Source organism: Bacillus sp. B2-WWTP-C-10-Post-4 (genome assembly GCF_009183805.1).
In the GTDB taxonomy this organism is placed as follows: domain Bacteria; phylum Bacillota; class Bacilli; order Bacillales; family Bacillaceae_G; genus Bacillus_A; species Bacillus_A cereus.
Genome location: NZ_WEII01000023.1, coordinates 19,187 through 37,395, shown reverse-complemented (window position 1 = coordinate 37,395; position 18,209 = coordinate 19,187). Strand labels below are relative to the sequence as shown.

Below are 18,209 nucleotides of genomic sequence, written 5' to 3'. Positions count from 1 at the left end.
AGCCATTTTTCTTTTTTGAGCAGGTAGAAAGACTCAACGTATTTATCTTTAAGAGAAAGAGACTACGCTAATAGCAGTAGTTGTATTTATTTGTGATTTTGCACAAATTTTTTTGTGCATTTATAATACTCATGATTTGAGGGGTGAAGCAGTTGACAGGTCAACTAGTTCAATACGGACGCCACCGCCAACGAAGAAGTTATGCCCGTATTAGTGAAGTATTAGAGTTACCAAATCTTATCGAAATTCAAACCTCTTCTTATCAGTGGTTTCTTGATGAGGGTTTGCGAGAAATGTTCCAAGACATTTCTCCGATTGAAGACTTTACGGGAAATCTATCGCTTGAATTTATCGACTACAGCTTAGGTGAACCTAAATACTCTGTAGACGAATGCAAAGAGCGTGATGTGACGTATGCAGCACCACTTCGTGTAAAAGTGCGTCTAATCAACAAGGAAACTGGTGAAGTAAAAGAACAAGATGTGTTCATGGGAGATTTCCCACTCATGACAGAGACTGGAACATTCGTAATTAACGGTGCAGAACGTGTTATCGTTTCCCAGTTAGTTCGCTCTCCAAGCGTATACTATAGTGGCAAAGTGGATAAAAACGGAAAACGTGGTTTTACTGCTACTGTAATTCCAAACCGCGGAGCTTGGTTAGAGTATGAGACAGATGCTAAGGATGTTGTATATGTGCGTATTGACCGTACGCGTAAACTTCCTGTAACTGTTTTGTTACGCGCATTAGGGTTTGGCTCTGATCAAGAAATCACCGAGCTTTTAGGTGATAACGAATACTTAAGCAACACATTAGAAAAAGACAACACAGATAGCACAGAAAAAGCATTGCTTGAAATTTATGAGCGTCTACGTCCTGGTGAACCACCAACAGTAGAAAATGCTAAGAGCTTACTTGTGTCTCGTTTCTTCGATCCAAAGCGCTACGATTTAGCAAATGTAGGTCGCTATAAGATCAACAAGAAGTTACACATTAAAAACAGATTGTTTAATCAACGTTTAGCTGAAACATTAGTGGATCCAGAAACTGGTGAAATTTTAGCGGCAGAAGGAACAATCTTAGATCGTCGTACACTTGATCGCATTTTACCTTACTTAGAGAAAAACATTGGATTCAAAACAGCGAAACCAATGGGTGGAGTGGTAGAAGGCGATGTTGAGCTGCAATCTATTAAGATTTATGCTCCTGAGTCGGAAGGCGAACGCGTAATTAATGTAATTGGTAATGCAAACATTACTCGTGATGTGAAACACATCACACCAGGTGATATCCTTGCTTCTATCAGTTACTTCTTCAACCTACTATACAAAGTAGGGGATACAGATGATATTGACCATTTAGGAAACCGTCGTCTGCGTTCTGTTGGAGAACTATTACAAAATCAATTCCGTATCGGTCTTTCTCGTATGGAACGTGTTGTTCGTGAGAGAATGTCGATCCAAGATACAAATGCGATTACACCACAGGCACTAATTAATATTCGTCCTGTTATTGCATCTATTAAAGAGTTCTTCGGAAGTTCTCAGTTATCTCAGTTTATGGACCAAACAAACCCATTAGCAGAGTTAACTCACAAACGAAGACTATCTGCATTAGGACCTGGTGGTTTAACGCGTGAGCGCGCAGGCTTTGAAGTGCGTGACGTTCATTACTCTCACTACGGTCGTATGTGTCCGATTGAAACACCAGAGGGACCAAACATCGGTTTGATTAACTCATTATCTTCGTTCGCGAAAGTAAATGAGTTTGGTTTCATTGAAACACCATACCGTCGTGTTGACCCAGAAACTGGTCTTGTAACAGGGCATGTTGATTACTTAACAGCAGATGAAGAAGATAATTATGTTGTAGCCCAAGCGAATATGAAATTATCTGACGAAGGTGAATTCCTAAGTGAAGATATCGTAGCTCGTTTCCGTGGTGAAAACATTGTCACAAATAGAGAACGCATCGACTACATGGATGTATCTCCAAAACAAGTAGTGTCGGCAGCGACAGCTTGTATTCCGTTCTTAGAAAACGATGACTCTAACCGCGCACTTATGGGAGCGAACATGCAACGTCAGGCGGTTCCGTTAATGAATCCGGAATCTCCGATTGTAGGTACAGGTATGGAGTACGTATCAGCAAAAGACTCAGGTGCTGCAGTAATCTGTAAACATCCTGGTGTTGTTGAGCGCGTAGAAGCACGTGAAGTTTGGGTACGTCGCTATGTAGAAGTTGACGGTCAAACAGTAAAAGGCGACTTAGATCGCTACAAAATGCAAAAATTCATTCGTTCTAACCAAGGAACTTGTTACAACCAACGTCCAATCGTAAGTGTTGGAAATGAAGTTGTAAAAGGTGAAATCCTTGCGGATGGTCCTTCTATGGAATTAGGTGAACTAGCACTTGGACGTAACGTGCTTGTTGGCTTCATGACTTGGGACGGTTATAACTACGAGGATGCGATCATCATGAGTGAGCGCCTTGTAAAAGATGATGTGTACACTTCTATTCATATTGAAGAATATGAATCAGAAGCTCGTGATACGAAGCTTGGACCAGAAGAAATTACACGTGACATTCCAAACGTTGGGGAAGACGCATTACGTAACCTTGACGAGCGCGGTATCATTCGCGTTGGTGCTGAAGTAAAAGATGGAGATTTACTTGTTGGTAAAGTAACACCTAAAGGTGTAACAGAATTAACAGCTGAAGAACGTCTATTACATGCTATCTTTGGAGAAAAAGCGCGTGAAGTACGTGATACATCACTACGTGTACCACACGGTGGTGGCGGTATTATCTTAGACGTAAAAGTATTCAACCGTGAAGATGGCGATGAATTGCCACCAGGCGTGAATCAACTTGTACGTGCATATATCGTTCAAAAACGTAAAATTTCTGAAGGTGACAAGATGGCCGGACGTCACGGTAACAAAGGTGTTATTTCTCGTATTTTACCAGAAGAAGATATGCCTTACTTACCAGACGGTACGCCAATCGATATCATGTTAAACCCATTAGGGGTACCATCTCGTATGAATATCGGTCAGGTATTAGAGCTTCATCTTGGTATGGCAGCAAGATACCTTGGTATTCACATTGCAACACCAGTATTCGATGGTGCTCGTGAGGAAGATGTTTGGGGCACAATTGAAGAAGCTGGTATGGCAAATGACGCGAAAACAATCCTGTATGACGGACGTACTGGTGAACCATTCGATAACCGCGTATCTGTTGGTGTCATGTATATGATCAAACTTGCGCACATGGTTGACGATAAACTTCATGCTCGTTCTACTGGACCATACTCACTTGTAACGCAGCAACCTCTTGGAGGTAAAGCTCAGTTCGGTGGACAGCGTTTCGGTGAGATGGAGGTTTGGGCACTTGAAGCTTACGGTGCTGCTTATACTCTTCAAGAAATCTTAACAGTGAAGTCTGATGATGTTGTTGGACGTGTTAAGACTTATGAAGCAATTGTTAAAGGCGAAAATGTTCCAGAACCAGGCGTTCCTGAATCATTCAAAGTATTGATTAAAGAGCTGCAAAGTTTAGGTATGGACGTTAAAATGATGTCTAGCGACGATACAGAAATTGAAATGCGTGATACAGAAGATGACGATGATCATCAATCAGCAGATAAATTGAATGTCGAAGTTGAGACAACTAAGGAATAATTGGGATAACCTGTAGACTAAAAGGGAGGTAGGCCCCTTGATAGATGTAAATAACTTTGAATATATGAAGATTGGACTTGCTTCACCTGACAAGATTCGTTCTTGGTCATACGGTGAAGTTAAGAAACCAGAAACTATTAACTATCGTACGTTAAAGCCTGAAAAAGATGGCTTGTTCTGTGAGCGTATTTTCGGACCACAAAAGGACTGGGAATGTCATTGCGGAAAATACAAACGTGTACGTTATAAAGGTGTAGTTTGTGATCGATGTGGCGTTGAAGTAACGCGTGCAAAAGTACGTCGTGAACGTATGGGTCATATTGAATTAGCTGCTCCTGTATCTCATATTTGGTATTTCAAAGGTATCCCGAGCCGCATGGGACTTGTCTTAGACATGTCCCCTCGCGCGCTTGAAGAAGTAATTTATTTCGCTTCTTATGTTGTAACAGAAAGTGGAGATACACCACTTGATAAGAAGCAATTACTTTCTGAAAAAGAATACCGTGCATATCGTGATCGATATGGTAGCACATTCCAAGCTGCTATGGGTGCAGAAGCAATTAAAAAGCTACTACAAGACATCGATTTAGATAAAGAAGTAGACTTCTTAAAAGAAGAATTAAAAACAGCACAAGGACAACGCCGTACTCGTGCTATTAAACGTCTAGAAGTATTAGAAGCATTCCGTAACTCTGGAAATGAACCGTCTTGGATGATCTTAGATGTTCTACCAGTAATTCCACCAGAACTACGCCCAATGGTACAGTTAGACGGTGGACGTTTTGCTACTTCTGACTTAAACGACTTATACCGTCGTGTAATTAACCGTAACAATCGTTTAAAACGTCTATTGGACTTAGGTGCACCAAGCATCATCGTTCAAAACGAAAAACGTATGTTACAAGAAGCTGTAGACGCATTAATCGATAATGGTCGTCGTGGCCGTCCAGTTACTGGACCAGGTAACCGTCCATTAAAATCACTATCTCACATGCTTAAAGGTAAACAAGGACGTTTCCGTCAAAACTTATTAGGTAAACGTGTTGACTACTCTGGTCGTTCTGTAATCGTTGTAGGACCGAACTTAAAGATGTATCAATGTGGATTACCAAAAGAAATGGCGCTTGAACTGTTCAAACCTTTCGTAATGAAAGAGTTAGTTGAAAAAGGATTAGCACATAACATTAAGAGTGCGAAACGTAAAATCGAGCGTGTACAACCTGAAGTTTGGGACGTTTTAGAGTCTGTGATTAAAGAACATCCAGTACTTCTAAACCGCGCACCAACACTTCACCGTCTTGGTATCCAGGCGTTTGAACCTACATTAGTAGAAGGTCGCGCAATCCGTCTTCACCCACTTGTATGTACTGCATACAACGCGGACTTTGACGGTGACCAAATGGCCGTTCACGTACCTTTATCATCAGAAGCTCAAGCTGAAGCTCGTCTTCTTATGTTAGCGGCACAAAACATCTTGAACCCGAAAGACGGTAAACCAGTTGTTACTCCATCTCAGGATATGGTATTAGGTAACTATTACTTAACACTTGAGCGTGAAGGTGCAATCGGTGAAGGTATGGTCTTCAAAGATGCAAACGAAGCATTGCTTGCATATCAAAATGGATATGTTCATCTTCATACACGTGTTGCAGTAGCTGCAAGTGCAGTAAACAACGCAACATTTACTGAAGAGCAAAAGAGTATGCTTCTATTAACAACAGTTGGTAAATTAATATTTAACGAAATCTTACCAGAGTCGTTCCCTTATATTAATGAACCAACAAATTCAAACCTTGAAAAAGAAACACCAGCGAAATATTTCGTTGAAAAAGGTGCGAACATTAAAGAAATTATTGCTAGTCGCGAAGAAGTGGCGCCATTTAGCAAGAAAATCCTTGGTAACATCATTGCGGAAGTATTCAAACGTTTCCAAATTACAGAAACGTCTCGCATGCTTGACCGTATGAAAAACTTAGGATTCAAGTACTCTACAAAAGCTGGTATTACAGTTGGGGTATCTGACATTCTTGTATTAGGCGAAAAAGATGAAATTCTCCACGAAGCACAAGCAAAAGTAGATAATGTAATTAAACAATTCCGTCGCGGTTTAATCACGGAAGAAGAACGTTACGATCGCGTTATCTCTATTTGGAGTAATGCAAAAGATGTTATCCAAGGAAAACTGATGAAATCCTTGAATAAACGCAACCCAATCTTCATGATGAGTGACTCAGGTGCCCGTGGTAACGCATCTAACTTTACTCAGCTTGCTGGTATGCGTGGTCTTATGGCCAATCCATCTGGTCGTATCATCGAACTTCCAATCAAATCGAGTTTCCGTGAAGGTTTAACAGTACTTGAGTACTTCATCTCTACGCACGGTGCGCGTAAAGGTCTTGCTGATACAGCACTTAAAACTGCCGATTCTGGTTACTTAACACGTCGTCTTGTTGACGTTGCACAAGATGTAATCGTTCGTGAAGATGATTGTGGAACAGATCGCGGTTTATTAATCGGTGCGATTAAAGAGGGTAATGAAGTTATCGAGTCATTATATGATCGTCTTGTTGGACGTTTTGCAAGAAAAACTGTAAAACATCCTGAAACAGGTGAAGTATTAGTTGCTGAAAATCAATTAATTACTGAAGATATCGCTCATATCGTTGAAAATTCGGGTGTTGAAACTGTAAACATTCGTTCAGCGTTTACGTGTAACACTCGCCACGGTGTATGTAAGAAGTGTTACGGTCGTAACTTAGCAACTGGAACAGACGTAGAAGTAGGAGAAGCGGTAGGTATTATCGCAGCTCAATCTATCGGTGAGCCAGGTACACAGTTAACGATGCGTACATTCCATACAGGTGGGGTTGCCGGAGATGATATCACTCAAGGTTTACCTCGTATCCAAGAGATCTTCGAAGCTCGTAATCCGAAAGGTCAGGCAGTTATCAGTGAAATCGACGGTGTTATCGCAGCGATCAACGACGTTAAAGATCGCCAAGAAGTAGTTGTACAGGGTGAAGTTGAAGCTCGTACGTATGCTATTCCTTACGGTGCTCGTCTGAAAGTAACTCCAGGACAGCCAATTAGCCACGGTAAAGAGTTAACAGAAGGTTCTATTGATCCGAAAGAATTACTAAAAGTAACGGACATTACGGCGGTTCAAGAATACTTATTACGTGAAGTTCAAAAAGTATACCGTATGCAAGGGGTAGAAATTGGTGACAAACACGTAGAAGTAATGGTGCGTCAAATGTTACGTAAAGTTCGTGTAAGTGATGCAGGTGAAACAGATGTATTACCAGGAACATTACTAGATATCCATCAGTTCACTGATGCGAATGCTAAGGTCTTACTGCAAGGTAAGCAACCAGCAACAGCTAGACCTGTTCTACTTGGTATTACAAAAGCTTCACTTGAAACAGATTCATTCTTATCTGCAGCATCGTTCCAAGAAACAACTCGTGTCTTAACTGATGCAGCAATTAAGGGTAAACGCGATGAACTTCTAGGATTAAAAGAAAATGTTATTATCGGTAAACTTGTTCCTGCTGGAACAGGTATGAATCGTTATCGCAAAGTGGATCTTGTAAAAACAACACAAGATGACATGAATGTAGAAAACGATGAGGTTTATGTGGAACAGTAAAATTTTCCGGCATAAATTTTGTATAAAAACAATTAATCTTAGTTGACATTGTATGAGTCAAAATGTTACTATAATCAAGGTTGCTCCTGAACGATGCTTTGGAGGATATTTATATGTCTTATCAAAAAGTATCAACTGCTGAAAATGTAGTCGTTGGTCATAAACGCACATTGGAGGCAATCAAAAATGGTACAGTTAAAGAAGTTGTCATCGCAGAGGATGCTGACATGCGGTTAACCCATGCTATCATTCGTGTTGCAATGCAATATAACGTGCCCATAACAAAAGTTGAATCAGTTCGTAAGCTTGGTAAAGCTTCGGGGATTCAAGTGGGAGCTTCAGCAATAGGAATAATAAGTTAAAACTGTTTTTGTGAGGAGAGAGCATTTGCTCTTCCTTGCAAAAACTTTGTTTTCAACTAATAATGAACCACCTGGATATGTGGTCATACAAACATGCGAAGGGAGGATAATCAAATGCCTACTATTAACCAATTAGTGAGAAATGGTCGTACTGATAAAGTATGGAAATCTAAATCACCTGCGTTAAACAAAGGTTTTAACTCTTTAAAGAAAAAATCAACTGATATCTCTGCACCTCAAAAACGTGGTGTATGTACTCGTGTTGGTACAATGACTCCAAAGAAACCTAACTCAGCGTTACGTAAATACGCTCGTGTACGTTTAACAAACGGTATCGAGGTTACAGCTTACATCCCAGGTATCGGTCATAACCTACAAGAGCATAGCGTAGTATTAATTCGCGGTGGTCGTGTAAAGGATTTACCGGGGGTACGTTACCACATCGTTCGTGGTGCGCTTGACACAGCTGGTGTTGACAAACGTATGCAAGGACGTTCTAAATATGGTACTAAGAGACCAAAACCTGCTAAAAAATAATAACTTTAAAATGAAAGGAGGAACTCAATATGCCTCGTAAAGGACCTGTTGCGAAACGTGACGTGTTACCAGATCCAATGTACAATTCGAAGCTAGTAACACGCCTTATCAACAAAATGATGGTTGACGGTAAAAAAGGTAAATCTCAAACAATTCTTTATAATGCGTTCGATATCGTAAACGAACGTACTGGTAAAGAGCCAATGGAAGTATTCGAGCAAGCTCTTAAGAACATCATGCCTGTTCTTGAAGTACGCGCTCGTCGTGTTGGTGGTGCTAACTACCAAGTTCCAGTTGAGGTTCGTCCAGAACGCCGTACAACTTTAGGTCTTCGTTGGTTAGTAAACTACGCTCGTCTTCGTGGTGAAAAAACTATGGAAGAGCGTCTTGCTAACGAAATCTTAGATGCAGCTAACAACGCTGGTGCATCTGTTAAGAAACGTGAAGACACTCATAAAATGGCAGAAGCTAACAAAGCATTTGCTCATTACCGTTGGTAGGATTCAACGTAAAATAAATGTAAGCATAAACCGCTTTATTTGTCGCTTATGGAAGTGTGGAGAGGGAGAATGCCTCTCCCTTTCATCGGGCGCTCGTTTTACATAATGAGAGTACTGGACATACTGACATGTGTAACAATATAAAGTGGCTTTTTTGCTACTTAAAATAAAAAAATCCAATCCATATATGGAAGGAGCAAGACACCAAATGGCAAGAGAGTTCTCTTTAGAAAACACTCGTAATATTGGTATCATGGCTCACATCGATGCTGGTAAAACAACAGCAACCGAGCGTATTCTGTACTACACAGGACGTATTCATAAAATCGGTGAAACTCACGAAGGTGCATCTCAGATGGACTGGATGGAGCAAGAGCAAGAGCGTGGTATCACAATTACTTCTGCTGCAACTACAGCACAATGGAAAGGTCATCGTGTAAACATCATTGATACTCCAGGACACGTAGATTTCACAGTAGAAGTAGAACGTTCTTTACGCGTACTTGATGGCGCTGTAGCAGTACTTGATGCGCAATCTGGTGTAGAACCACAAACAGAAACTGTTTGGCGTCAGGCTACTACTTACGGCGTACCTCGTATCGTATTCGTTAACAAAATGGATAAGATCGGTGCAGATTTCTTATACTCTGTAGGAACAATCCACGATCGTTTACAAGCAAACGCACATCCAATTCAGTTACCAATCGGTGCTGAAGATGAGTTCAATGGTATCATTGACCTTGTTGAAGAGTGTGCTTACATGTACGGTAACGATTTAGGAACAGACATTCAACGTGTTGAAATTCCTGAAGAGCACAAAGAATTAGCTGAAGAATACCGTGGAAAACTTATTGAAGCGGTAGCTGAGCTTGATGAAGAAATGATGATGAAGTACCTAGAAGGTGAAGAAATCACTGTAGAAGAGCTTAAAGCTGGTATCCGTAAGGCTACAACTTCTGTAGAATTCTTCCCAGTAATCTGTGGTTCTGCATTCAAAAACAAAGGGGTTCAAATTCTGTTAGACGCAGTTATCGACTACCTTCCATCTCCACTAGATGTACCTGCTATTAAAGGTACTCTACCGGATACAGATGAAGAAGTAGAACGTAAGTCTAGCGATGAAGAACCATTCGCAGCTTTAGCATTCAAAATCATGACTGACCCTTATGTTGGTAAGTTAACGTTCTTCCGTGTGTACTCTGGTGTGTTAAACTCTGGATCATACGTGAAAAACTCAACTAAAGGTAAGCGTGAGCGTGTAGGTCGTATCCTGCAAATGCACGCTAACAGCCGTGAAGAGATTTCAACAGTTTACGCTGGTGATATCGCTGCTGCTGTAGGTTTAAAAGATACTACTACTGGTGATACTCTTTGTGACGAGAAGAGCCTTGTTATCCTTGAGTCTATGGAATTCCCAGAGCCAGTTATCTCTGTAGCTATCGAACCAAAATCTAAAGCTGACCAAGATAAAATGGGTACAGCATTATCTAAGCTTTCTGAAGAAGATCCAACATTCCGTGCTCACACTGACCAAGAAACTGGCCAAACTATCATCGCTGGTATGGGTGAACTTCACCTTGATATCATCGTTGACCGTATGCGTCGTGAATTCAAAGTGGAAGCAAACGTTGGTGCTCCTCAGGTAGCATACCGTGAGACTTTCCGTGCTGCTGCGAAAGTTGAAGGTAAGTTCGCTCGTCAATCTGGTGGTCGTGGACAATTCGGTCACGTTTGGATTGAGTTTGAACCTAACGAAGAAGGTAAAGGATTCGAATTCGAAAACAAGATCGTCGGTGGTGTAGTTCCTCGTGAATACATCCCAGCTGTTGGAGCAGGTCTTGAAGATGCACTTAAAAATGGTGTACTAGCTGGTTATCCACTAGTTGACATTAAAGCTGCATTAGTTGACGGATCTTACCATGATGTCGATTCATCTGAGATGGCGTTCAAAATCGCTGCATCTATGGCACTTAAAGCTGCGGTTTCTAAATGTAGCCCAGTAATTCTTGAGCCAATGATGAAAGTTGAAGTTGTAATTCCTGAAGAGTACATGGGTGACATTATGGGTGACGTAACATCTCGTCGTGGACGTGTAGAAGGTATGGAAGCTCGCGGTAACGCACAAGTTGTTCGCGCTATGGTTCCACTTTCTGAAATGTTCGGTTATGCAACGTCATTACGTTCTAACACTCAAGGACGCGGAACATTCTCTATGGTGTTTGACCACTATGAAGAAGTACCAAAGTCTGTTTCTGAAGAAATTATCAAAAAAAATAAAGGTGAATAATTGATTTTTATCGATTGTTCAAGTATAACTACTTATGTAAGCTTAGAAAGTGGGACGTAAGTTTCACTTTCTAGTCTAAATATAAAATAACCTATATAAACTAAGGAGGAATTTAGAATGGCTAAAGCTAAATTCGAACGTTCTAAACCCCATGTTAACATCGGTACAATCGGCCACGTTGACCATGGTAAAACTACATTAACTGCTGCGATCACTACAGTTCTTGCAAAAGCTGGTGGTGCTGAAGCACGCGGATACGATCAAATCGATGCTGCTCCAGAAGAAAGAGAGCGCGGTATCACAATCTCAACTGCACACGTTGAGTACGAAACTGAAACTCGTCACTATGCACACGTTGACTGCCCAGGTCACGCTGACTATGTTAAAAACATGATCACTGGTGCTGCTCAAATGGACGGCGGTATCTTAGTAGTATCTGCTGCTGATGGCCCAATGCCTCAAACACGTGAGCACATCCTTCTTTCTCGTCAAGTAGGTGTTCCTTACATCGTTGTATTCTTAAACAAATGCGACATGGTAGATGACGAAGAATTATTAGAATTAGTAGAAATGGAAGTTCGCGACCTATTATCTGAATACGGATTCCCAGGCGACGACATTCCTGTAATCAAAGGTTCTGCTCTTAAAGCTCTTCAAGGAGAAGCTGATTGGGAAGCAAAAATCATTGAATTAATGGCTGAAGTTGATGCTTACATCCCAACTCCAGAACGTGAAACTGACAAACCATTCTTAATGCCTGTAGAGGACGTATTCTCTATCACAGGTCGTGGTACAGTTGCTACTGGTCGTGTTGAGCGCGGTATCGTTAAAGTTGGTGACGTAGTAGAAATCATCGGTCTTGCTGAAGAAAATGCTTCTACAACTGTAACTGGTGTAGAGATGTTCCGTAAACTTCTTGACCAAGCTCAAGCTGGAGACAACATCGGTGCTTTACTTCGTGGGGTTGCTCGTGAAGACATCCAACGTGGACAAGTACTTGCAAAAAGCGGTTCTGTAAAAGCTCACGCTAAATTCAAAGCTGAAGTTTTCGTATTATCTAAAGAAGAAGGTGGACGTCACACTCCATTCTTCGCTAACTACCGTCCTCAGTTCTACTTCCGTACAACTGACGTAACTGGTATCATCCAATTACCAGAAGGTACTGAAATGGTAATGCCTGGTGACAACATCGAAATGACTATCGAACTTATCGCTCCAATCGCTATCGAAGAGGGAACTAAATTCTCTATTCGTGAAGGTGGACGTACAGTAGGTTACGGTGTAGTTGCTACTATCGTTGAGTAATCTTAACTGATATAAAAAAACCTAAGGAATTTTCCCTTAGGTTTTTTGTTTGCGTTTATATAAGGGAGAAGAGAGTGTTTTTTTTGTTTTGACGAGTTTCTTCTATAGTAATATAAAAACAACAAAAGATAATCCAGAAACTGTAAAATGAATTCTGTTAGATGAAAACTTGAAATTCTTTAAAGTGCCATGTATAATAGCAAAAGTAGAGAAAAGCAGATGCAAACAAAAAGATGCTTGCATCTAGACGAATAACATTGTATAATAGACAATGTTGGTCTTTGACTGCGATGAAGTGGAAGGTTGCTGACACACCCGGCCGCTTTGCCATGGCATGGTGTGGGGAAATTTCCATGGAGAAGGTCTATTTTAGAAATAGGCGAACGAAGGAGGGAAAATAATGGCAAAAGAAAAAATTCGTATCCGTTTAAAAGCTTACGATCACCGTATTCTTGATCAGTCAGCTGAGAAAATTGTAGAAACAGCTAAGCGTTCTGGGGCAACAGTTTCTGGTCCGATCCCATTACCAACTGAAAAAACTGTTTACACAATTCTTCGTGCTGTTCATAAGTACAAAGATTCTCGTGAGCAATTCGAAATGCGCACGCACAAACGTCTAATCGACATCGTGAGTCCTACTCCACAAACAGTAGATTCATTAATGCGTTTAGACTTACCATCTGGTGTAGATATCGAAATCAAACTATAATTTATATAACTTAAAAATGTAGGAGGTGTAACTCATGACCAAAGGAATCTTAGGAAGAAAGATCGGTATGACTCAAGTATTTGCTGAGAACGGTGAGTTAATCCCAGTAACAGTTATCGCTGCTAATCCAAACGTTGTTCTTCAAAAGAAAACAACTGAAACTGATGGCTACAATGCAATCCAGTTAGGATTTGAAGATAAACGTGAAAAGTTAACTAACAAACCTGAACAAGGCCACACTGCTAAAGCATCTACAACTCCTAAGCGCTTCATTCGCGAAATCCGCGATGCAGACGTGGACGGATTAGAGGTTGGTCAAGAGGTAAAAGTTGACGTATTCGCTACAGGTGAAATCGTTGATGTAACAGGAATTTCTAAAGGTAAAGGTTTCCAAGGTGTTATCAAACGCCACGGACAATCTCGCGGACCTATGTCTCATGGTTCTCGCTATCACCGTCGTCCAGGTTCAATGGGCCCAGTTGCTCCGAACCGTGTATTCAAAGGCAAAAAACTTGCTGGACGTATGGGTGGAGACCAAGTTACTATCCAAAACTTAGAAATCGTTCAAGTTGACACTGAGCGCAACTTATTACTAGTAAAAGGTAACGTTCCAGGTGCTAAGAAATCTCTTGTAGTTGTTCAAGGCGCTGTGAAGGTTAGCAAATAATTCACAATAGGAAGGAGGAATTCCAATGCCAAAAGTTACTGTATATAACCAAACTGGTTCACAGGTTGGTGAAATCGAATTAGCTGAAGCTATTTTCGGTATCGAACCAAATGAAGCTGTACTTTTCGAAGCTGTAATGATGCAACGTGCATCTTTACGTCAAGGTACACACAAAGTAAAAACTCGCTCTGAAGTTCGCGGTGGTGGTCGTAAACCATGGCGTCAAAAAGGAACTGGACGTGCTCGTCAAGGGTCTATCCGCTCTCCTCAATGGCGTGGTGGTGGTACGGTATTCGGACCTACACCAAGAAGCTATGCGTACAAACTTCCTAAGAAAGTTCGTCGTTTAGCAATCAAATCTGCATTAGCTACTAAAGTAGTTGAGAACAACATTGTAGTTCTTGAAGACCTAGTGTTAAATGCACCAAAAACAAAAGATATGCTAGCAGTACTTAAAGGATTAACTGTTGAGAAGAAAGCTCTTATCGTAACTGCTGATGCAAACGAATCTGTAGAGTTATCTGCTCGCAATATCCCTGGAGTAACAGTAATCACTGCTGATGGCGTAAACGTTTTAGACGTGCTTCATCATGATAAGCTAATCATGACAAAAGCGGCAGTGGAAAAAGTAGAGGAGGTGCTTGCATAATGAGAGATCCTCGTGATATCATTAAGCGCCCAGTTATCACTGAACGTTCTATGGAAATGATGGCTGAAAAAAAATACACGTTCGATGTGGACGTTAAATCTAATAAAACAGAAGTTAAAGATGCTCTTGAAGCGATCTTTGGTGTTAAAGTAGAAAAAGTGAACATCATGAACTACAAGCCGAAAGCAAAACGCGTTGGTCGTCACGCTGGTTTTACTAGCCGTCGTCGTAAAGCAATCGTTAAGCTAACTGCTGACAGCAAAGAAATCGAAATCTTCCAAGGCGTTTAATTCTTACTAAAGAAGGAGGGAAATTGAGATGGGAATCAAAAAGTATAATCCAACTACTAACGGTCGTCGTAATATGACTACGAATGATTTCGCTGAAATCACGACTGATAGACCCGAAAAGTCATTACTTGCTCCTTTAAGCAAGAAGGCTGGTCGTAATAACCAAGGTAAAATCACTGTACGTCATCAAGGTGGCGGACATAAGCGTCAATACCGTATCATCGACTTTAAGCGTAACAAAGATGGAATTCCAGGACGCGTTGCTACGATCGAATACGATCCAAACCGCTCTGCGAATATCGCATTAATTAACTACGTTGACGGTGAAAAACGTTACATTCTTGCTCCTAAATCTTTAGAAGTAGGTATGGAAGTTATGTCTGGCCCAGAAGCTGACATTAAAATCGGTAACGCATTACCATTAATCAACATTCCAGTAGGTACTGTTGTTCATAACATCGAGCTTAAGCCTGGTCGTGGCGGACAATTAGTTCGTTCTGCTGGTACATCTGCTCAAGTACTTGGTAAAGAAGGTAAATACGTACTTGTACGTTTAACTTCTGGTGAAGTACGTCTTGTATTATCTGCTTGTCGCGCTTCAATCGGTCAAGTAGGTAACGAACAACACGAACTTATCAAAATCGGTAAAGCAGGTCGCTCTCGCTGGTTAGGTAAACGCCCAACAGTTCGTGGTTCTGTAATGAACCCGGTTGATCACCCACACGGTGGTGGTGAAGGACGTTCTCCAATCGGACGTAAGTCTCCAATGTCTCCATGGGGTAAACCAACTCTTGGATTCAAGACTCGTAAGAAAAACAAAGCGTCTGACAAATTCATCGTTCGTCGTCGTAAAAAATAATGGGATTGTAGTACGGTTCATTTCTAGAACCGTACGCCAATCACGAAGGGAGGCACCAAAATGGCTCGTAGCTTAAAAAAAGGACCATTTGTCGATGATCACTTAATGAGCAAAATGGAAAAATTAGTTGCATCTGAGCAAAAACAAGTTGTTAAAACTTGGTCTCGCCGTTCAACAATCTTCCCTCAGTTCATCGGACACACAATCGCTGTATATGATGGTCGTAAACACGTACCTGTGTACATCACTGAGGATATGGTTGGCCATAAGTTAGGTGAATTCGCACCAACTCGTACGTACAAAGGTCACCTTGCTGACGATAAGAAAACTAGAAGATAATGAGAGGAGGCACTTCAATGCAAGCTAAAGCAGTAGCGAGAACAGTTCGTATTGCTCCTCGTAAAGTTCGTTTAGTAGTAGACTTAATCCGAGGTAAGCAAGTGGGTGAAGCGATTGCTATCCTTAACCACACACCAAAAACTGCTTCTCCAGTTGTAGAAAAAGTTTTAAAATCTGCAATCGCAAATGCAGAGCACAATTATGAGATGGACATTAACAACCTAGTTGTTGAAAAAGTTTTCGTTGACGAAGGTCCAACGTTAAAACGTTTCCGTCCACGTGCAATGGGTCGTGCAAGCCAAATTAACAAACGCACAAGCCACATCACAGTTGTGGTATCAGAAAAGAAGGAGGGATAATCGATGGGTCAAAAGGTTAATCCAATTGGTCTTCGTGTCGGCGTTATCCGTGACTGGGAATCTCGTTGGTTCGCTGAGAAAGATTACGCTACATTATTACATGAAGACATCAAAATCCGTGAGTACATTAATGTACGCTTAAAAGATTCTGCTGTTGCTAAAGTAGAAATCGAACGTGCAGCAAATCGTGTAAATGTTACAATTCACACTGCAAAACCTGGTATGGTAATTGGTAAAGGTGGTACTGAAGTTGAAGCACTTCGTAAAGCTCTTAACCAATTAACAGGCAAGCGTGTACACATCAACATTTTAGAAGTTAAGAGAGCTGATCTTAACGCTAAATTAGTAGGCGAAAACATCGCTCGTCAATTAGAAAACCGTGTATCATTCCGTCGTGCACAAAAGCAAGTTATTCAACGTGCTATGCGTGCAGGTGCTAAAGGTATTAAAACACAGGTTTCTGGTCGTCTTGGCGGAGCTGATATCGCTCGTGCAGAATCTTACAGTGAAGGAACTGTTCCACTTCATACACTTCGCGCTGATATTGACTATGCAGCAGTTGAAGCTGATACAACATACGGTAAATTAGGCGTAAAAGTATGGATCTACCGTGGAGAAGTCCTTCCTACAAAAAAGAAAGCTTCTGAGGAAGGAGGAAAATAATATGTTAATGCCAAAACGCGTAAAATATCGTAGAGAGCATCGTGGTAAAATGCGTGGTCGTGCTAAAGGTGGAACTGAAATTGCTTTCGGTGAATTCGGTTTACAAGCACAAGCTGCTTCATGGATTACAAACCGTCAAATCGAAGCTGCTCGTCGTGCAATGACTCGTTACATGAAACGTGGCGGTAAAGTATGGATTAAAATTTTCCCTTCTAAACCTTACACTGCAAAACCTCTAGAAGTACGTATGGGTTCCGGTAAAGGGGCACCAGAAGGCTGGGTAGCAGTAGTAAAACCTGGGAAAATTATGTTCGAAATCGCGGGTGTATCTGAAGAGGTAGCACGCGAAGCATTACGTCTTGCAGCTCACAAGTTACCTGTGAAATGTAAATTCGTAAAACGTGAAGAAAATGGTGGTGAATCTAATGAAAACTAATGATATTCGTGAATTAACCACTGCCGAAATCGAAACAAAAGTTAAAGCTTTAAAGGAAGAGTTGTTTAATCTTCGCTTCCAACTTGCTACAGGACAATTAGAGAATCCAACTCGCATTCGTGAAGTGCGTAAAGCAATTGCTCGTATGAAAACTGTAGTTCGTGAAAGAGAGATCGGAATTAATCGATAAATTGAGGGGAGGTTTGCATAGTGAGCGAACGTAACCAACGCAAAGTTTATACTGGTCGTGTAGTGTCTGACAAAATGGACAAAACGATTACAGTTTTAGTTGAAACTTACAAAACTCATTCCTTGTACGGAAAACGTGTTAAGTATTCTAAGAAGTACAAAGCCCATGATGAGCAAAACCAAGCGAAACTTGGCGATATCGTTAAAATCATGGAAACTCGCCCGCTTTCTGCTACTAAGCGTTTCCGTTTAGTTGAAATCGTTGAAGAAGCGGTTATTATCTAAATAGACGAATCGGAATTTTTAGTCCGAAGGGAGGTTTCATAACATGATCCAACAAGAATCTCGTTTGAAAGTTGCTGACAACTCTGGTGCACGTGAACTTTTAACAATTAAAGTATTAGGCGGCTCTGGTCGTAAATATGCTAACATTGGTGACATTATCGTTGCTACGGTAAAACAAGCAACACCAGGTGGCGTTGTTAAAAAAGGTGACGTTGTTAAAGCAGTAGTGGTACGTACGAAGAGCGGAGCTCGTCGTCCGGACGGTTCTTACATCAAATTTGATGAAAACGCAGCGGTTATCATTAAAGACGATAAGAGCCCACGTGGTACTCGTATCTTCGGACCAGTAGCTCGTGAATTACGTGATAGCAACTTCATGAAGATCGTTTCTTTAGCTCCAGAAGTTCTATAATTTAAGGTATTGCCTTGCTAAGGAGG

19 protein-coding genes are annotated in these 18,209 nt (G+C 41.1%); all 19 read left to right on the top strand.

Going from position 1 to position 18,209, the window contains the following annotated elements:
- Positions 1-152 precede the first annotated feature (152 nt).
- On the top strand, positions 153-3,686 hold the full coding sequence (rpoB, locus tag GBN78_RS12240) for a DNA-directed RNA polymerase subunit beta (protein WP_000147553.1): 3,534 nt from the start codon (positions 153-155) through the stop codon (positions 3,684-3,686).
- Positions 3,687-3,723: 37 nt separating this feature from the next.
- Positions 3,724-7,335 (top strand): DNA-directed RNA polymerase subunit beta', encoded by a 3,612-nt coding sequence (rpoC, locus tag GBN78_RS12235; protein WP_000567939.1) that lies wholly within the window; start codon positions 3,724-3,726, stop codon positions 7,333-7,335.
- 113 nt (positions 7,336-7,448) lie between these two features.
- Positions 7,449-7,697 (top strand): 50S ribosomal protein L7ae-like protein, encoded by a 249-nt coding sequence (locus GBN78_RS12230; protein ID WP_000121837.1) that lies wholly within the window; start codon positions 7,449-7,451, stop codon positions 7,695-7,697.
- Between the two features lie 114 nt (positions 7,698-7,811).
- A complete protein-coding gene (gene rpsL, locus GBN78_RS12225; protein ID WP_001142341.1) occupies positions 7,812-8,234 on the top strand; it encodes a 30S ribosomal protein S12 in 423 nt (140 codons plus the stop codon).
- Positions 8,235-8,263: 29 nt separating this feature from the next.
- The gene (gene rpsG / locus GBN78_RS12220) at positions 8,264-8,734 is read left to right on the top strand and encodes a 30S ribosomal protein S7 (protein WP_001137491.1); all 471 of its coding nucleotides are present in this window, start codon (positions 8,264-8,266) and stop codon (positions 8,732-8,734) included.
- Between the two features lie 208 nt (positions 8,735-8,942).
- Positions 8,943-11,021: an elongation factor G gene (gene fusA, locus GBN78_RS12215; protein WP_000090370.1), complete on the top strand. Its 2,079-nt coding sequence runs from the start codon at positions 8,943-8,945 to the stop codon at positions 11,019-11,021.
- A gap of 117 nt (positions 11,022-11,138) precedes the next feature.
- Positions 11,139-12,326, top strand: coding sequence for an elongation factor Tu (tuf, locus tag GBN78_RS12210; protein WP_001029614.1), 1,188 nt, complete (start codon positions 11,139-11,141; stop codon positions 12,324-12,326).
- Positions 12,327-12,726: 400 nt separating this feature from the next.
- Entirely contained in the window at positions 12,727-13,035 is a 309-nt protein-coding gene (rpsJ, locus tag GBN78_RS12200; RefSeq protein WP_001040596.1) for a 30S ribosomal protein S10, read from the top strand.
- A 34-nt stretch (positions 13,036-13,069) separates the two neighbouring features.
- The gene (gene rplC / locus GBN78_RS12195) at positions 13,070-13,702 is read left to right on the top strand and encodes a 50S ribosomal protein L3 (protein WP_000160207.1); all 633 of its coding nucleotides are present in this window, start codon (positions 13,070-13,072) and stop codon (positions 13,700-13,702) included.
- A gap of 25 nt (positions 13,703-13,727) precedes the next feature.
- Entirely contained in the window at positions 13,728-14,351 is a 624-nt protein-coding gene (rplD, locus tag GBN78_RS12190; RefSeq protein ID WP_001127258.1) for a 50S ribosomal protein L4, read from the top strand.
- A complete protein-coding gene (gene rplW / locus GBN78_RS12185) occupies positions 14,351-14,641 on the top strand; it encodes a 50S ribosomal protein L23 (protein WP_001205558.1) in 291 nt (96 codons plus the stop codon). The genes rplD and rplW overlap by 1 nt, the downstream gene beginning before the upstream one ends.
- A 28-nt stretch (positions 14,642-14,669) precedes the next feature.
- Positions 14,670-15,500: a 50S ribosomal protein L2 gene (gene rplB, locus GBN78_RS12180; RefSeq protein ID WP_000511583.1), complete on the top strand. Its 831-nt coding sequence runs from the start codon at positions 14,670-14,672 to the stop codon at positions 15,498-15,500.
- Between the two features lie 60 nt (positions 15,501-15,560).
- Positions 15,561-15,839, top strand: coding sequence for a 30S ribosomal protein S19 (rpsS, locus tag GBN78_RS12175; RefSeq protein WP_000124454.1), 279 nt, complete (start codon positions 15,561-15,563; stop codon positions 15,837-15,839).
- A gap of 17 nt (positions 15,840-15,856) precedes the next feature.
- Positions 15,857-16,198, top strand: a complete 342-nt coding sequence (rplV, locus tag GBN78_RS12170) for a 50S ribosomal protein L22 (RefSeq protein ID WP_001148024.1) — start codon at positions 15,857-15,859, stop codon at positions 16,196-16,198.
- Positions 16,199-16,201: 3 nt separating this feature from the next.
- Positions 16,202-16,861 carry a 30S ribosomal protein S3 gene (gene rpsC, locus GBN78_RS12165; RefSeq protein WP_000529956.1) on the top strand — a complete coding sequence of 220 codons (660 nt, stop codon included), beginning with the start codon at positions 16,202-16,204 and terminating at the stop codon, positions 16,859-16,861.
- Between the two features lies 1 nt (position 16,862).
- Entirely contained in the window at positions 16,863-17,297 is a 435-nt protein-coding gene (gene rplP, locus GBN78_RS12160; protein WP_000928969.1) for a 50S ribosomal protein L16, read from the top strand.
- Positions 17,287-17,487 carry a 50S ribosomal protein L29 gene (rpmC, locus tag GBN78_RS12155; protein ID WP_000855718.1) on the top strand — a complete coding sequence of 67 codons (201 nt, stop codon included), beginning with the start codon at positions 17,287-17,289 and terminating at the stop codon, positions 17,485-17,487. Before rplP ends, rpmC begins: the two co-directional genes overlap by 11 nt.
- Positions 17,488-17,507: 20 nt before the next feature.
- Positions 17,508-17,771, top strand: a complete 264-nt coding sequence (rpsQ, locus tag GBN78_RS12150; protein ID WP_000004106.1) for a 30S ribosomal protein S17 — start codon at positions 17,508-17,510, stop codon at positions 17,769-17,771.
- A gap of 43 nt (positions 17,772-17,814) precedes the next feature.
- Positions 17,815-18,183, top strand: a complete 369-nt coding sequence (gene rplN / locus GBN78_RS12145; RefSeq protein ID WP_000615912.1) for a 50S ribosomal protein L14 — start codon at positions 17,815-17,817, stop codon at positions 18,181-18,183.
- Positions 18,184-18,209 lie beyond the last annotated feature (26 nt).

Coding starts and splice junctions, on each gene's coding strand:
- GBN78_RS12230 (WP_000121837.1), top strand. CDS start 7,449: ATGTCTTATCAAAAAGTATCAACTGCTGAAAATGTAGTCGTTGGTCAT.
- rpsL (WP_001142341.1), top strand. CDS start 7,812: ATGCCTACTATTAACCAATTAGTGAGAAATGGTCGTACTGATAAAGTA.
- rpsG (WP_001137491.1), top strand. CDS start 8,264: ATGCCTCGTAAAGGACCTGTTGCGAAACGTGACGTGTTACCAGATCCA.
- fusA (WP_000090370.1), top strand. CDS start 8,943: ATGGCAAGAGAGTTCTCTTTAGAAAACACTCGTAATATTGGTATCATG.
- tuf (WP_001029614.1), top strand. CDS start 11,139: ATGGCTAAAGCTAAATTCGAACGTTCTAAACCCCATGTTAACATCGGT.
- rpsJ (WP_001040596.1), top strand. CDS start 12,727: ATGGCAAAAGAAAAAATTCGTATCCGTTTAAAAGCTTACGATCACCGT.
- rplC (WP_000160207.1), top strand. CDS start 13,070: ATGACCAAAGGAATCTTAGGAAGAAAGATCGGTATGACTCAAGTATTT.
- rplD (WP_001127258.1), top strand. CDS start 13,728: ATGCCAAAAGTTACTGTATATAACCAAACTGGTTCACAGGTTGGTGAA.
- rplW (WP_001205558.1), top strand. CDS start 14,351: ATGAGAGATCCTCGTGATATCATTAAGCGCCCAGTTATCACTGAACGT.
- rplB (WP_000511583.1), top strand. CDS start 14,670: ATGGGAATCAAAAAGTATAATCCAACTACTAACGGTCGTCGTAATATG.
- rpsS (WP_000124454.1), top strand. CDS start 15,561: ATGGCTCGTAGCTTAAAAAAAGGACCATTTGTCGATGATCACTTAATG.
- rplV (WP_001148024.1), top strand. CDS start 15,857: ATGCAAGCTAAAGCAGTAGCGAGAACAGTTCGTATTGCTCCTCGTAAA.
- rpsC (WP_000529956.1), top strand. CDS start 16,202: ATGGGTCAAAAGGTTAATCCAATTGGTCTTCGTGTCGGCGTTATCCGT.
- rplP (WP_000928969.1), top strand. CDS start 16,863: ATGTTAATGCCAAAACGCGTAAAATATCGTAGAGAGCATCGTGGTAAA.
- rpmC (WP_000855718.1), top strand. CDS start 17,287: ATGAAAACTAATGATATTCGTGAATTAACCACTGCCGAAATCGAAACA.
- rplN (WP_000615912.1), top strand. CDS start 17,815: ATGATCCAACAAGAATCTCGTTTGAAAGTTGCTGACAACTCTGGTGCA.